This is a genomic window from Lysobacter olei, assembly GCF_054777355.1.
Map to the genome: position 1 here is coordinate 277887 of NZ_BAAHAT010000003.1, position 15744 is coordinate 293630.

The 15744-nt window shown below is 69.1% G+C and carries 14 protein-coding genes; 11 read left to right on the forward strand and 3 right to left on the reverse strand.

The annotated features are described in order from the left end of the window. Nucleotides 1-19: 19 nt before the first annotated feature. Genes ACYVBS_RS06230 through ACYVBS_RS06255 form a run of 6 tightly spaced genes read left to right on the forward strand, consistent with a single transcriptional unit; the run spans nucleotide 20 to nucleotide 5963 of the window. Complete coding sequence (locus tag ACYVBS_RS06230; protein WP_460822510.1) at nucleotides 20-319, forward strand: STAS domain-containing protein; 300 nt, start codon at nucleotides 20-22, stop codon at nucleotides 317-319. Further along, the gene (locus ACYVBS_RS06235) at nucleotides 316-681 is read left to right on the forward strand and encodes a response regulator (RefSeq protein WP_460822512.1); all 366 of its coding nucleotides are present in this window, start codon (nucleotides 316-318) and stop codon (nucleotides 679-681) included. The genes ACYVBS_RS06230 and ACYVBS_RS06235 overlap by 4 nt, the downstream gene beginning before the upstream one ends. Before the next feature lie 5 nt (nucleotides 682-686). Next, entirely contained in the window at nucleotides 687-2687 is a 2001-nt protein-coding gene (locus ACYVBS_RS06240) for a chemotaxis protein CheA (protein ID WP_460822513.1), read from the forward strand. Nucleotides 2688-2717: 30 nt separating this feature from the next. Next, complete coding sequence (locus tag ACYVBS_RS06245; protein ID WP_460822514.1) at nucleotides 2718-3224, forward strand: chemotaxis protein CheW; 507 nt, start codon at nucleotides 2718-2720, stop codon at nucleotides 3222-3224. 5 nt (nucleotides 3225-3229) lie between these two features. Then, complete coding sequence (locus ACYVBS_RS06250; protein ID WP_460822515.1) at nucleotides 3230-3730, forward strand: chemotaxis protein CheW; 501 nt, start codon at nucleotides 3230-3232, stop codon at nucleotides 3728-3730. A gap of 1 nt (nucleotide 3731) precedes the next feature. Next, nucleotides 3732-5963: a methyl-accepting chemotaxis protein gene (locus ACYVBS_RS06255; protein WP_460822516.1), complete on the forward strand. Its 2232-nt coding sequence runs from the start codon at nucleotides 3732-3734 to the stop codon at nucleotides 5961-5963. Between the two features lie 117 nt (nucleotides 5964-6080). Here ACYVBS_RS06255 and ACYVBS_RS06260 read toward each other — a convergent pair whose 3' ends face one another. Further along, nucleotides 6081-6392: an energy transducer TonB gene (locus ACYVBS_RS06260; RefSeq protein ID WP_460822518.1), complete on the reverse strand. Its 312-nt coding sequence runs from the start codon at nucleotides 6390-6392 to the stop codon at nucleotides 6081-6083. Between the two features lie 152 nt (nucleotides 6393-6544). Between ACYVBS_RS06260 and ACYVBS_RS06265 the strand changes: the two genes are divergently transcribed. The 5 genes from ACYVBS_RS06265 (at nucleotide 6545) to ACYVBS_RS06285 (ending at nucleotide 13059) form a co-directional block, all read left to right on the forward strand. Then, the gene (locus tag ACYVBS_RS06265; protein WP_460822520.1) at nucleotides 6545-9226 is read left to right on the forward strand and encodes a methyl-accepting chemotaxis protein; all 2682 of its coding nucleotides are present in this window, start codon (nucleotides 6545-6547) and stop codon (nucleotides 9224-9226) included. Nucleotides 9227-9268: 42 nt separating this feature from the next. Next, complete coding sequence (locus ACYVBS_RS06270; protein WP_460822627.1) at nucleotides 9269-10171, forward strand: CheR family methyltransferase; 903 nt, start codon at nucleotides 9269-9271, stop codon at nucleotides 10169-10171. Next, complete coding sequence (cheD, locus tag ACYVBS_RS06275; RefSeq protein ID WP_460822521.1) at nucleotides 10168-10764, forward strand: chemoreceptor glutamine deamidase CheD; 597 nt, start codon at nucleotides 10168-10170, stop codon at nucleotides 10762-10764. Before ACYVBS_RS06270 ends, cheD begins: the two co-directional genes overlap by 4 nt. Before the next feature lies 1 nt (nucleotide 10765). Next, a complete protein-coding gene (locus tag ACYVBS_RS06280) occupies nucleotides 10766-11809 on the forward strand; it encodes a protein-glutamate methylesterase/protein-glutamine glutaminase (protein WP_460822522.1) in 1044 nt (347 codons plus the stop codon). Between the two features lie 71 nt (nucleotides 11810-11880). Beyond that, entirely contained in the window at nucleotides 11881-13059 is a 1179-nt protein-coding gene (locus ACYVBS_RS06285; protein ID WP_460822523.1) for a methyl-accepting chemotaxis protein, read from the forward strand. A 57-nt stretch (nucleotides 13060-13116) separates the two neighbouring features. Here the strand turns inward: ACYVBS_RS06285 and ACYVBS_RS06290 are convergent, their stop codons facing one another. Next, a complete protein-coding gene (locus ACYVBS_RS06290; RefSeq protein ID WP_460822525.1) occupies nucleotides 13117-13893 on the reverse strand; it encodes a TrmH family RNA methyltransferase in 777 nt (258 codons plus the stop codon). 270 nt (nucleotides 13894-14163) lie between these two features. Next, nucleotides 14164-15672 (reverse strand): alanine/glycine:cation symporter family protein, encoded by a 1509-nt coding sequence (locus ACYVBS_RS06295; protein ID WP_460822526.1) that lies wholly within the window; start codon nucleotides 15670-15672, stop codon nucleotides 14164-14166. Between the last annotated feature and the right edge of the window lie 72 nt (nucleotides 15673-15744).

Consider the following 15744-nt stretch of genomic DNA (forward strand, 5'->3'; position numbering starts at 1 on the left):
GTTTCCGACGGCTGCCCAAATGACCGCCCTGACCCTGCCCGCCGACCTTGGCATCGAACACGTCTCAGGCCTGCAGCAACTGCTGTCGGCCCACGTTGAAGACGCGCAGGCGCTCGAACTGGTCGCCAGCGACGTCCGCCGCGTGCATGCCGCGGGCGTGCAGCTCCTCCATGCATTCGCCTGCGAACGCGCGCGGAACCACTACACCACCCTTGTCACCCAGGCATCGCCCGCCTTGGTGGATGCGCTGCGCCTGCTTGGCCTGGCGGTATCCCTGGGTGTCGATGCCCCCTCAGATTCCACTGGAGACTCCGTGTGAGCGCGCAGCTTCTGATCGTCGACGATTCCACTTCCATGCGGCAGATGGTCGCCTTTGCCCTGAGTTCGGGCGGCTACCAGGTGCGCGAGGCCGAGGATGGCCAGGCCGCCCTCGACATCGCCCGCACCACCCGCTTCGACGCGGTTGTCACCGACGTCAACATGCCGCGCATGGACGGGATCGAACTGATCCGCCAGTTGCGCCAGTTGCCCGACTACCGCTTCACGCCGCTGCTGATGCTCACCACCGAATCGGCGGCCGACAAGAAGCAGGAAGGCCGCGCCGCCGGTGCCACCGGCTGGCTGGTCAAGCCGTTCGACCCTGAGCAGCTGGTCGCGACCGTCCGCAAGGTACTTGGCTGACGCCCATGGACATGTCCCGGTTCCACGCCGCGTTCTTCGAAGAGAGCCGTGAAGGCCTCGACGCGATGGAGCGTGGCCTGTTGGCGATGGAATCCGGCGAGTCGGCGGCCGACACCCTGCACGTGGTGTTCCGCGCCGCCCACTCGATCAAGGGCGGTGCCGCCACGTTCGGCTTCTCCACCATCGCCGAACTGACCCACCTGCTGGAAACGCTGCTGGACGAGGCCCGCAACGGCCGGCGCCAGCTCGACAGCATTGCCACGGGCGCGCTGCTGGTGTCCGTGGACGTGCTGCGCGGACTGCTGGAAGCCGCCGAGCATGGCGGCGGCACCGACGAGGAGGCGCTGGCGCATGCCCGCCGCGCCCTGGAACGCGTGCTGGCCAGCCCGGCCGATGGCGCCCCGGCGCCGTCCGCGGCCGCCGCGCCGGCTGCCAATGCCGCGCCCGAAGCGTGGCGCATCGTGTTCAAGCCGTTCCCGTCGCTGTTCCTCAGCGGCAACGACCCGCTGCGCATGCTGCGCGAGCTCGACCAGCTCGGCACCATGACCAGCCGATGCCTGGATGCGACGTTGCCGGCCTTTGCCGCGCTCGACCCGCACCAGGCCTTCCTGGGCTGGGACATCACCCTGCCGGGCACGGTGAAGCGCGCGGCCATCGACGAAGTGTTTGCCTGGGTCGAGGACGAGTGCGAGCTCGAGATTCAGGCCGTGCTGCCCGCCGCCGCACCGGTGGTCGCCCCCACGCCGGCGCCCGCGCCCACCACCGACGCCTCCGTGGCCACTGACGGCATCGACCGCACGGGCCGGCGCGCGACCGACGCGCCGCAGGAAAGCTCGATCCGCATCGCGGTGGCCAAGATCGATGCGCTCATCAACCTGGTGGGCGAACTGGTCATCACCCAGGCGATGCTGCAGCAGCGCGCCGCCGCCCTGGACCCGAACGAGCACGAACCGTTGCTCGCAGGCCTCGTGCAGCTTGAACGCAACACCCGCCACCTGCAGGAATCGGTGCTGGGCGTGCGCATGCTGCCGGTGGAATTCGCCTTCAGCCGCTTCCCGCGCATGGTCCGCGACATCGCCTCGCGGCTGGGCAAGCGCGTGCAACTGCGCACCACGGGCGAAGCCACCGAGCTGGACAAGGGCGTGATCGAGAAGATCGTCGACCCGCTGGTGCACCTGGTGCGCAACGCCATCGACCACGGTCTCGAAATGCCCGAGGAACGCCGTGCCGCGGGCAAGGACGAGACCGGCACGCTGTCGCTGTCGGCCGCGCACCAGGGCGGCCACATCCTCATCGAGATCGTCGACGACGGCCGCGGCCTGGACCGCGACAAGATCCTGAAAAAGGCGCTTGAGCGCGGCCTGTACGTGCCGGAAAACGCGACCGACACCCAGATCCACGAACTGATCTTCCATCCGGGCTTCTCCACCGCCGATGCCGTCTCCGACCTGTCGGGCCGCGGCGTCGGCATGGACGTGGTCAAGAGCAACATCACCGCGCTGGGTGGCACCGTGGAGATCCGCAGCGAACGCGGTCGCGGCACGACCATCGCCATCCGCCTGCCGCTCACCCTGGCCATTCTCGATGGCATGTCGGTGTCGGCCGGCGGCGAGGTGTTCATCCTGCCGCTCAACGTGGTCGTCGAATCGCTGCAGCCAGGCGCCGAAGACATCCGCACCATGGGCGGGCAGTCGCGCGTGATGCGCCTGCGCGACGACTACCTGCCCCTGCTCAACCTGGCCGACCAGTACCGCCTGCCGCGCACGCCATGGATTGTTGGCGACGCCGATCCGATCGCCGTCGTGGTGGAAGCCAACGGCCAGCGCGTCGCGCTGGAAGTGGACGAACTGGTCGGGCAGCAGCAGGTCGTCGTCAAGAACCTGGAAACCCACTACCACCGCATCCAGGGCGTGGCCGGCGCCACCATCCTGGGCGATGGCCGCGTCGCCCTGATCGTCGATCCGGTCGGACTGGCCCAGGCGGCCACGTTGCCCAGCGCCGCCTGAGTCATCCATAGCATCCAAGGCCTTCCACGCATGACCCACGCCTCCGCCACCGCCGAACTGACCGATGCCGACCACAGCCAGGGCCAGCCGCGCGAGTTCCTGACGTTCACCCTTGGCAACGAGGAATACGGCATCGACATCCTCTGCGTGCAGGAGATCCGCGGCTACGAAGGCGTCACCCGCCTGCCGGGCGCGCCTTCGCACATCAAGGGCGTGGTCAACATCCGCGGCACCATCGTGCCGGTGGTGGACCTGCGCATCCGCTTCCAGCTCGGCAGCCCCACTTACAACGCACTCACCGTGATGGTGGTGCTGAACGTGGGCGATCGCATCGTCGGCGTGGTGGTCGACAGCGTGTCCGACGTGGCCGCGCTGGCCGCGGAGCAGATCCGCCCCAACCCCGACCTCGAAGGCGCGGTCGACGGACGTTTCGTCACCGGCATCGGTGCGCTCGATGACCGCATGCTGATCCTGCTCGATATCGAAGGCCTGATGGCCAGCGCCGAGATGGGCCTGGCCGGCAGCGAGGCCGCCTGACGCCCGTGACCGCCATTCCGCCCCCGCTCCCGCTTCCCGCTGCCGGCGATTACCTCGCCGTGACGCTCGGGGGCGAAGAGTACGCCATCGATATCCGCCCCGTGCGCGAGATCCGCGATTGCGAGGGCATCACCGACCAGCCGGGTGCGGCTGGGCAGATCCTGGGCACCGTCAGCCTGCGCGGCAGCGCGGTGCCGGTGCTGGATCTGCGCCAGCGCCTCCGGCCGGACCACCTGCACGCCGGCGGCTCGCCGGTGATGATCGTCCTCGACACGCCCGTCGCCACCGTCGGCCTGGTGGCCGACGCCGTGTCCGACATCATCACCCTGGGGAGCCGCCAGATCCTGCCCGTGCCGGACATGGCCGCCATCGTCGATGCGCGCTACCTCGCAGCGATTGCCGTGCTCGGCGAACGCATGCTGGTGCTGCTCGATGTCGACCAGCTGCTGGCCGACACCGCGCTGGAAACCGACGCCCCCACTCCCCCCGCCCACCCCCAGGGTTGAAATGCGCAAGAACCTCCCGGTCACCGGCAAGGAATTCGAACTTGCCGACAGTGACCGCCTGACCTCACGCACTGACCTGCGCGGCATCATCACGCGCGTCAATCGCGACTTCATCCGCGTCAGCGGATTCACCGAAGCCGAACTGATCGGCCAGCCGCACAACCTCATCCGCCACCCGGACATGCCCGAGGCGGCCTTCGCCGATTTCTGGACCACGCTCCAGGCCGGCCGGCCGTGGGTGGGCCTGGTCAAGAACCGCCGCAAGAACGGCGACCACTACTGGGTCGAGGCGCAGGCCACGCCCGTGTTCGAGGACGGCAAGCACGTCGGCTACATGTCGGTACGCCGCAAGATCAGCCGCGAACGGATCATCGCCGCGGAGCGCGACTACGCAGCGCTGCGTTCGGGCAACACCGCACTGCGCATCCGCCACGGCCACGTCGGCCTACCTGACCGCCTGCGGCAACTGAACCCGCTGTGGCTGCTGTCGCTGCGCCAGCGCATGATGCTGTCCGGCGTGGGTGTCGCGGTGTTTGGCGGGGCCATGGCCCTGCTGGCCTCGCGCGGTGCAGGCACGCCGCTGCTGCTGGGGCTGAGCGCGGTCGCGACCGCCGTGACCGTGTACTCCATGTGGTGGCTGTCGCACGACGTGGTCGACCGCCTCGACGAAGCCGTCGAGGAGTTCCACCACATCGCCGGCGGCGACTACGGCCGCGACATCCACATCGATCGCAACGATGAAGTCGGTCGCGTGCTGAACGCACTGAAGTCGATGCAGATCCGCCAGGGATTCATGCTCGAGGACCAGACGCGGCGCGCCAATGAGGCCATCCGCATCCGCCGCGCGCTGGACGCCGCCGACGTAAACGTGATGGTCGCCAACCGCGACCACGACATCGTCTACGCCAACCCCTCCATGCTGGCCATGCTGCGCACCGCCGAAGCCGACCTGCGCCAGCACCTGCCCGACTTCGACGCCGGGCAGGTCATCGGCCGCAGCATCGACCAGTTCCACCGCGACCCCGCCCACCAGCGCGCCCTGCTCGACACCCTGCAGGACACCCACAAGGCGACCATCCGCGCCGGCGGCCGCACCATGGACCTGCTGGTCACGCCGGTGCGCAACGAACGCGACGAGCGCATTGGCGTAGTGACCGAATGGCGCGATCGCACCGTCGAACTGGCGCTCGAACGCGAAGTCCAGGCGGTGGTGGACGCTGCCGCGCGCGGCGATCTTGGCCACCGCCTCGCACTGGACGACAAGCAGGGCTTCCTGCGCGTCCTGTCCGAGGGCATCCATCGCCTGCTCGACGCCACCAACAGCAGCCTGGCCGAAACCCGTGCCGTGCTCGGCGCCCTGGCCGAGGGTGACCTGCGGCCGCGCATCGCCTCGCAGATGGAGGGCGTGTTCGGCGAACTCAAGCACAGCACCAACACCACCCTCGACCAGCTCGACGGCATGGTCGCGACGATCCGCGACACCTCGGCGGCCATCGACCACGCCGCCGCGGAAATCGCCGCCGGCAACGACGACCTGTCGCGGCGCACCGAGCAGCAGGCCGCCTCGCTCGAGGAAACCGCTGCATCCATGCAGGAGCTGACCTCCACGGTCCGGCAGAACGCCAACAGCGCAGGCGAAGCCAACCGGCTGGCGCACGAAGCCGCCACCATCGCCGGCGACGGTGGCCAGGCGGTCGGCAACGTGGTGCAGTCGATGCGGGCCATTCGCCAGCATTCCGACCGCATCGCCGACATCATCGGCGTGATCGACGGCATCGCCTTCCAGACCAACATCCTCGCGCTCAACGCCGCCGTGGAAGCCGCGCGCGCCGGCGAGGAAGGACGCGGGTTTGCGGTCGTGGCCGGCGAGGTCCGTGCCCTCGCCCAGCGTTCGGCCGCCGCCGCGCGCGAAATCAAGCAACTCATCACCGATTCGGTGACCGAAGTGCGCGAAGGCGCCGAACTGGCCCAACAGGCCGGTGCGACCATGGAGCAGGTGGTATCCAGCATCGAGCAGGTTGCCGGGCTGGTCGCCGGGATCAACGCCGCCTCGCGCGAGCAGAGTGCCGGCATTGAGCAGGTCAACCAGGCCGTGATGCAGATGGAAGAGGCCACGCAACAGAATGCGGCGCTGGTCGAACAGGCTGCCGCCGCAGCTGCGAGCATGGCCGACCAGTCCGCACACCTGCGCCGCACTGTGGCGGCGTTCCAGTTGGCCGACACCGCGGGCTGACGCCACCGGCGTCAGCCCTTTCCCGGCAAGCAGGCAAAATAAAGGGCACCGCCGGCCGCGCCGGCGGTGCCCTTCAGGTATCGCCAGCCCATCCAGGCCGGCGCCACCCTTCGGGGATCAGAGGCTGAAGTCGAGGCGGATCTTGCCGCGCTGCTCGCCGCCAGACGCGGCGAACTCCCACTGCTTCATCGCGCGCACGGCCGCGGTTTCGAAGGTGCGCGCCGGCTTGGCGTTGAGCACCGAGACCTTGCTCACCTTGCCATCGCCACCGACGGTGAACTCAAGCTCGACAAAGCCGGTCGTGCCGGCACGCGCGGCATCGGCCGGGTACTGCGGCTCAACGCGCTTGATCGGCTTCGGCTGGGCCTGGGCAGGCAGGGCGAATGCCAGGGCGAGGATCGCGGCGGCAAACGGAAGGGGGCGGGACATAGGAGGGCTCCTGGGGCTGGATCGGGTGGATGCAACGCAGGTATCGGCCGGACCGGGGCGAGCTTTAGCCCCCTAAAGTTCGTCCCCGCGCCGCCGATGACCTCGTGTGAGAGCCCGCACCGGGCCCTGCCCACGCACTTCCGAGGCCGTTCATGTCCCACCGTCCTACCTCGCTCCTGGACCGCATCCTTGCCCCCTCGGTCCGCCTCATGTCCCGCTTCCGGTTCGCGCAGAAGGCGATGGTGATCGGCACCGCGTTCCTGCTGACCTGCCTGGTGCTGGGCGGCATGCTCATGACGCGCTCCCTGCAGGAGCTGTCCGCCGCCAAGAAGCAGCGCACCGCGGTGGAAGCCCTGCAACACCTGCACGGCGCGATGGGCGCGATGCAGCACCACCGGCAGCTGCTGGTGCGGCGCGCCGCCAAGGATGCCGTTTCGGCGGGGGCGGTGACCGCCAGCGCAGAACAGGTCAAGACGGCGCTGGACGCCTACGAGGCCTGGCAGGCAGCCAATCTGCCCGACGCGCCGCTGGCCAAGCCGCTGAAGGACGTGCGCGCCGCCTGGGCCAAGGCCCTTGCACAGGACGAAACCAGCACTTCGGTGGACCTGCACAACGCAGCGATCGCCGCCCTGCGCAACCAGATGAGCCTGGTCGGCGAGCACACCAGCCTGTCCCACGCCACCAGCGCCCCGATGCTGTACATGGGCCGCGCTGCCAGCGAATGGCTGCCCACCCTCTCCGAGTACACCAGCCAGCAGGCCGCCGTCGGCTTGCGCGTGCTGGGTGAAGGCGCCATCTGGGTGGAAGACCGCACCGGCTTTGCCGTGTCGCAGACCATGCAGTCCTTCCTGCGCGGCCGTATCGAGCAGGACGTGGGCAACGCGCAGAAGGAAATGCCGCGACTGGCCGACAGCATGGGCAAGCCGCTGAAGGGCGCGCTGACCGCTATCGACAAGCAGAACAAGGCCATCCAGACCCACGTCCTCGATGCGGAGACTCCGGTCCTGCCGGTCAAGACGATGGCGCTGCGCGACGACGCCACTCGCGCCGCCATCACCACCGCCCTCGCTGGCGCCAACAAGGCGCTGCAGGACGCGGCGGACAGCCAGATCGCCAGCCAGCAGCGCCGCACCGCGCTGACCGCACTGATCTGCGTCCTGGTGCTGCTGCTCTCGGCCTACCTGTTCCTCGGCTTCTCGCGCAGCACCCGCACCGCGCTGAGCAAGATCGACGAGGCCTCCAGGATGCTGGCCGTCGGCCAGTTCCCCGCCAGCATCACGGTGGACACGCGCGACGAATTGCGCGACATCGCCGACGGCATGAGCAGCGCGATCCGCACCCTGCGCGAGTTCGCCGACGCACAGCAGGCGCTCTTCCGTGCCCACGAGGCCGGCGACATCGACGCACGCCTGGACACGGGCCTGTACGCCGGATCGTTCGGCGTCATGGCCGACGAGATCAACACGCTGGTCGCATCCCACATCGACGTGAAGTTCCGGGCCATCGACGTTGTCTCGCACTACGGTCGCGGCGACCTGTCGATCGACATGGAGCGCCTGCCGGGCAAGAAGGCACGCGTCACCGAGGCCGTCGACGCCATGAAGTCCGGTCTGTTGCAGGTCAACGAGGAAATCTCGCGTCTCGTGAACGCCGCCGTGGCCGGTGATTTCCACCAGCGCGGCAACGCCGAGCGCTTCGATTTCGCCTACCGCGACATGATCGAGGGCCTGAACACCCTGATGGCCACCGCCGACCGCGGTATCCAGGAAGTGGGCGACCTGCTCGCTGCCGTCGCCGACGGAGACCTCGATCGCCGCGCCGACGCGGAGCTGCCGGGCCAGTTCGGCCAGCTGGCGGCCGACGCCAACGCCACCGTCGAGAAGCTCGCCGCCATCGTCGGCAACATCCGCGTCGGCAGCGACGCCATCAGCGCCGCCGCCGGCGAGATCGCCAGCGGCAACAGCGACCTGTCCGCCCGCACCGAACAGCAGGCCGCCGCGCTGGAGGAAACCGCTTCCTCGATGGAAGAGCTCACCTCCACCGTCCGCCAGAACGCCGACAACGCGCGCCAGGCCAACCAGCTCGCCGTGGGCGCCGCGGACGTGGCCTCCAAGGGCGGCGAAGTGGTCGGCAAGGTCGTGGACACCATGGCCGAGATCAACCGCTCCTCGCACCGCATCGTCGACATCATCGGCGTCATCGATGGCATCGCGTTCCAGACCAACATCCTGGCGCTCAACGCCGCGGTCGAAGCGGCCCGCGCCGGCGAACAGGGCCGCGGCTTCGCCGTCGTCGCCGCCGAGGTGCGCTCGCTCGCGCAGCGCTCGGCCGGCGCCGCCAAGGAGATCAAGCAGCTCATCACCGACTCGGTCGGCAAGGTCGAGGAAGGCTCGGTGCTGGTCGACCAGGCCGGCAAGACCATGGACGAGATCGTCACCAGCGTGAAGCGCGTGACCGACATCATCGCCGACATCAGCGCCGCCTCGCAGGAGCAGACCGCCGGCATCGAGCAGGTCAACCAGGCCATCACCCAGATGGAAGAGAGCACGCAGCAGAACGCCGCGCTGGTCGAAGAGGCCTCCGCCTCCGCTGCTAGCATGGAGCAGCAGGCCGCCAGCCTGGTGCAGACGGTCGCCGCGTTCCGCCTCACCAACGCCGACCAGGCCGAGCCGGCGCCGCTTGAGGCCGTGCCCTCCAGCCGCCGCGCGCACGCGCACACCCATGCGCGGGTGCGTGAGCCGGTGGTGGCCAAGCACGCGCCGCGTGCCCCGAAGGCGGTCGCGTCACGTGCCAGCAAGCCGGCCTCCGGCGACCAGCACTGGCAGGAGTTCTGAGGCTAATCCCTCGAAGTGACCATGACCGCAGGTCCCCGTGCAATGCACACTGAAGCCCGCCAGCCGCGCAAGACCGGCGCTGGCGGGGCCGCGCCCCACGGCGGCATCACCGATCGCGAATTCGACTTTACCGAGCGCGACTTCCAGCGCGCCTGCCGCCTGATCCGCGAGCATGCCGGCATCAGCCTGGGTCCGCACAAGCGCGACATGGTGTACAGCCGTCTGGCGCGGCGCATCCGCAGTGAAGGCGACGCCTCGTTTGACAGTTACCTGGATCGCGTGGAGCAGGGCCACCACGAGGTCGTCCAAGGCTTCGTCAACGCGTTGACGACCAACCTCACCTCGTTCTTCCGCGAGTCGCACCACTTCGACATGCTGGCCGAGCAACTGCGGGCCGGGCCCCGTCGCTCGCACGAGATCTGGTGCTGCGCCGCCTCCACCGGTGAGGAACCCTACTCGCTCGCGATTACCGCCTGCGAGGCGTTCGGCACGCTGACGCCGCCGGTTCGCATCCTCGCCACCGACATCGACACCAACGTGCTGGAAACCGCGGCCCGCGGCGTCTACCCGATCGAGCGGGTCGAGGCCGTCGCGCCCGCACTGCGCCACCGCTACTTCCAGCGCGGGACCGGACCCAACGCGGGACTGTGCCGCGTGCTGCCCGCGCTGCAGGCATTGATCCAGTTCCGGCCGCTCAACCTGCTGTCGCCGCACTACGGCATCGCAGGCGGCTTCTCAGCCGTGTTCTGCCGCAACGTCATGATCTACTTCGACAAGCCCACGCAGTTGCAGGTGTTGTCCCGCATCGTGCCCTTGCTGGAACCCGACGGCGTGCTCTACGCCGGGCATTCCGAAAGCTTCACCCATGCCGCCGACCTGGTCCGTCCCGCCGGACGCACCAGTTACCGGGCGGCGGCCGCCCCCCGTGCGGAGCGTGCATCGTGAGTGCCGCCGAACGCCTGGAAAGCGATTCCGGCACCTACTTCGACACGGGACTCCGGACCGAGGCCTACAAGCTGCTCCCGGCCGAGTACCGCGTCAGCAACCTGCCCGAGCCGCTGGTCACCCTGCTCGGCTCGTGCGTGGCCGCCTGCCTGTACGACCCCGCCATCCAGATCGGCGGCATGAACCACTTCATGCTGCCGGCCGGCGGTCCCGGTGACGGCAACAGCGCGCGCTACGGCGTGCACGCCATGGAACTGCTGGTCAACGGCCTGCTCAAGCGCGGTGCGCGGCGCAACCGGCTGCAGGCCAAGGTCTTCGGCGGCGGCAATGTCCTCAACGGGTTCTACACCGACCCCATCGGAACCCGCAACGCGCGCTTCATCCTGGAGTACCTGGAGGCCGAGCGGATCCCCTTGCTGGCGCAGGACCTCGGTGACGTGTTTCCACGCAAGGTGGCGTTCTTCCCCCAGGACGGGCGCGCACTGGTGCGCCGCCTGCCGTCCACGCGCGACGGCGAGATCGTGACGGCCGAGCGCGACTATGTCGGTCGCCTGGCGCGCCGCCCCACCTCCGGTGGTGTGGAGCTGTTCTGAGATGGCCCGCCCGATCCGCGTTCTGGTGGTCGACGACTCCGCGATCATCCGCAAGTTGATGACCGAGATACTCGGTGCCGACCCCGGCATCGAGGTCGTCGGCACCGCCGCCGACCCGTTCATCGCCCGCGAGAAGATCAAGCAACTTTCGCCCGACGTGCTCACGCTGGACGTCGAGATGCCGCGCATGGACGGTCTGACGTTCCTGCGCAACCTCATGCGCCTGCGACCGATGCCGGTGGTCATGGTGTCCTCGCTCACCGAACAGGGCGCGGCCGTCACCCTCGACGCGCTCGCGGCGGGGGCGGTGGATTTCGTCACCAAGCCCAAGATCGACGTCGCCCGCACGTTGGCCGGCTATGCCGAGGTGCTGGTCGAAAAGGTGAAGGATGCCGCGCGCGCCCGCGTGCATGTCATCGACAATCGCGCGCCACCAGCCCCCATCGCCGCCATCGGCTATCGCACCACCGACCGCCTGCTTGCCATCGGCGCGTCCACGGGCGGCACCGAAGCCATCCGCGAAGTGCTCGAGGCCATGCCGGCCGACGCCCCGGCCACCGTGATCGTGCAGCACATCCCGGCGGCGTTCAGCGGCCCGTTTGCGCAGCGCCTGGACCGGCACAGCCGCATGACGGTGCTCGAAGTCGCCCACGACCAACCTCTGCTCACCGGCCACGCCTACGTCGCACCCGGCGGACGCCACCTGCGCGTGGTGCGCAACGGCGCGCGCTGGTGGTGCCAGCTTGGCGACGACGAGCCGGTGCGTCGCCATCGTCCGAGCGTCGACGTGCTGTTCGAGTCCATCGCCGCGCATGCGGGCAGCAACGCCAGTGCCGCGCTGCTCACCGGCATGGGCGACGACGGCGCGCGCGGGCTGCTGGCCTTGCGCAATGCCGGCGCCGCGACGTTCGTGCAGGACCGCGACAGCAGCGTGGTGTGGGGCATGCCGGGCTCGGCCGTGGCGCTGGGTGCCGCGACTGAAGTCGTGCCGCTGCACCAGGTGGCATCGCGGCTGCTCGCCTCCACTGCGCAGAACGCGAACTGAATTCCGCTTCACACACTCAAGCCCCGCGCCCCCCCGCCGATACCCCGGTTGAAGTCCCGACGAGAACTGCAATGGCTCCCCGCATCCTGATCCGCCTGGCACCGCCCCTCGCGCTCACCCTGCTGCTCCTCCTCGCCGAAGCCCTTGGCTGGCCAGGCGCCGTGCGTTGGGGCGCTCTCGTGGCCATGACCTCGGCGTGGTTGTTCGCCTTCTGGGCCGTCACGCGACCCGACGCCGTACAGTCGGCCTCGCTGCGTGAACAGACCCGCCTGCTGGACGAACTGCGCAACTTCGTGGGCAGCGAGATCCAGGGTTCGCGCAGCGAAATCGAGCGCACCCGCGACCTGATCCGCGAATCGGTCGCCCGCCTGGGCACCAGCTTCGACGCGGTCAACCGCCAGTCGCGCCAGCAGAACGATTCCATCAAGCGCATCATCGACCGCACCGATGGCGACCAGGGCGGCCTGGACGTGCACCGCTTCGCGCTGCAAGCCAGCCAGAAGATGGAACAGCTGGTGGAAGCGCTCGAGGCCGTGAGCGGCCAGAGCACCACCACCGTCACCCACATCGACGCGATGGCCGAGCACCTGGACGGCATCTTCGCCCTGCTCGAGGACGTCAAGTCGATCGCCGACCAGACCAACCTGCTCGCACTGAATGCCGCGATCGAAGCGGCGCGTGCCGGCGAGGCGGGCCGCGGGTTCGCGGTCGTGGCCGACGAGGTGCGCAACCTGTCCGAGCGCTCCACCGCGTTCAACGAGCAAATCCGCAAGCTGGCCCACAGCTCCAAGGACGCCATCGCCAAGGTGCGCGACACCGTCTCGCACATGGCTTCGCGCGACCTGGACCGCTCCCGCGGTGCTCGCGCCGAAGCCGCGCAGATGCTCGAACACGTGGAAGGCATCAACCGCAATCTCGGCAATGGCATGCGCGAGATCGCCGATTGCGGCCGTGCCATCGACAACTCCGTGGCCGAAGCCGTGCGCTCGCTGCAGTTCGAGGACATCGCCACCCAGGCGCTGGGCGCCGCCCAGATGCACCTGGACCGCATGCTCGAGATCAACCGCGAGGCCACCTCGCTGCAGGAACTGCTGCACCGCAGCGGTGGCAACCCGCAGGACGACGACGTCAAGCGCGCGCTCAAGCACATCGGCGACCGCATCTCGCAGATGCGCGGCGAGTGGGAACGCCCCCCGCACAAGCCGGTCTCGCAGCAGTCGATGGATGTCGGCAGCGTGGAACTCTTCTAGGCCCCGCGCACTCGCAACGGTGGCCAAGCCCCCCGCTCCCCGGGGGGCTTTGTTTTTTTAGCGATGGCCGCGACGCCAGGCGGCCAGCAGCACCGCGGTGGCGGCTGCCACGTTCAGGCTTTCCACCGCACCGGTGCCCGGAATCGAGAGTTGCAGGTCACACGTGCGCGCCAGCTCGCGGTCCATGCCCTCGCCTTCGGCGCCCATCACGTACACCAGCCGGGGCGGCAGCTCGGTCGCGAACACATCGCGGCCACCGTCCACCACCGTCGCGGCCAAGGCAAACCCCGCGCCCCGCAGTTGCGCTAGTGCGTTGTCGGTGCGGCCCAGCCGCACCATCGGGACATGCTCGGCACCGCCCTCGGCCACGCGCGCGGCGGCCCCGGACAGCGCCAGTGGGGAATGCTTGGGCAACAGCACCGCGGTCACGCCAAAGTGCGCGGCCGAACGCAGGATCGCGCCCAGGTTATGCGGGTTGCCCACGCCGTCCAGCCAGAGCGCCAGTTGCGGGCCGGCCGGCAGGTCGCGCAGCCAGGTGGACAGCGACTCGGGCTCGGCGCGCAGCACATCGGCGACCACACCTTCGTGGTGGGCACTGGACGACAGCTTCTCCAGGTCGGCCTCCTCCACCACGCGGTAACCCACGCGGTTGGCCACGCACCACGCCAGCAGCGGCTTGAGGGCGGGAATGCGCGATTCGGTCAGGTACAGCTTGCGAATGGCCTCGGGGCGCTTGGCGAACACCGCGTGCACGGCATTGAGCCCGTAAAGCCGCAGCTCACGCGGACCGCGTGGCGCGGCGGACTCGGCGCTTTCCGACTCGGCAGGCGCCATGGGCGGCCGAGGACGCGGCGTCCGTTCGCGCTCCTGTTCACGCCCGGGCCCGCGCTCGAAGGCGCCACCGCGCGGGGACCGCTCGACCCATGGGCGCTCGGCCGGTCGACCCGGTCGCTCGCGCTCGATCTGCGGCCGCGGCGGGCGATCCGCCGACGGCCGCTCGGGGCGCGGCTCACCCCACGGGCCCGCACTCCCCTCCCGTCGCGGCGGCTGGCCGCGGTGTTGACCCGGTCGGGGAGGACGTCGTTCGCTCATTGTTTCGGCCTATCAGGGGTTGTTGCCGCCCTGGCGACGCCAGAAGTCGGCATTGCGGATGCCCAGCGCATCGGGATCGAACACCGGGTCCTTGCCCGCCTTCTTCTGCGCCTCGTAGTCACGCAGCGCCAGCATGGCCGGCTTGTGCAGGATCAGGATGGCGATGATGTTCAGCCACGCCATCAGGCCCACGCCGATGTCGCCCAGCGCCCAAGCCTGGCCGGCGTTGTGGAACGCACCGAAGATCACCATGCCCATGATGCCCAGGCGCAGCAGCAGGATCGCCAGCGGGTGGGTGCGGCCAGTGCCGGCCACGTAGGTCAGGTTGGTCTCGGCCATGTAGTAGTAGGCCATGATCGTGGTGAACGCGAAGAAGAACAGCGCCACCGCCACGAAGCCGGCGCCCCAGCCCGGCAAGATGGATTCAACGGCCGCCTGGGCGAAGCCCGGGCCCGGCTCCACGCCCGGCAACGCGTTGTGCAGCATCGCCACGCCGTCCGGCGCGTGCACGTTGTACATGCCCGAAGCCAGCACCAGGAAGGCGGTGGAAGTGCACACCAGCATGGTGTCGATGTAGATCGCGAACGCCTGCACGTAGCCCTGCTTGGCCGGGTGCGAGACCTCGGCCGCTGCGGCGGCATGCGGGCCGGTGCCCTGGCCGGCCTCGTTGGCGTAGACGCCGCGCTTGACGCCCCACTCCACCGCCAGGCCGATCATCGCGCCAAATGCGGCATGGGCGCCGAAGGCGCTGCTGAAGATCAGGCCGAACATCGCCGGCACCTGCTCGGCGTTGAGCACCATCACGGTGATCGCCATCAGGATGAAGCCGCCGGCCATGAACGGCACGACCACCTCGGCGAAGTTGGCGATGCGCTTGACGCCGCCAAAGATGATCACCGCGAGCAGCATCGACACGCCCAGGCCGATACCCAGCTTGAGCGTCTCGCGCGCCGACAGGCCCATCCACTCGCCATCCATCGGGCCGCACAGCGCCGTGCCCTGGCAGGCATTGGCCACACTGTCGGCGATGGCATTGGCCTGCACGCCGGGCATCAGGAAGCCGGTAGCGACAATGGTGGCGAATGCGAACAGCAGGGCGTACCACTTCAGCCCCATTGCCTTCTCGATGTAGTACGCCGGGCCGCCGCGATAGCGCCCCTCCGCGTCCTTGACCTTGTAGATCTGCGCCAAGGTGCATTCCACGTACGAGGTAGACGCGCCCAGGAAGCCCATCACCCACATCCAGAACACCGCGCCGGGTCCACCGAAGGCGATGGCGGTGGCCACGCCGGCGATGTTGCCAATGCCGATGCGGCCGGCCATCGACATGGCCAGTGCCTGGAACGAGGAGACGCCCGCCGCGGAGCTCTGTCCGCTGACCGTGAGCCGGGCCATCTCCACGAAGCCGCGCACCTGCATGAAACGGGTGCGGATGGTGAAAAAGATACCGGCGCCCAGGCACATGAAGATCAGTGCCTTGCTCCAGATGATGGCGTTGATTGAGGCCAGCAGTGATTCCACAGTAACTCCCCGAAATGTGGCACGCGCGCCCCCGGACGCGCGCTCAAGGCGCCCAAGATACCCGTATTGGGG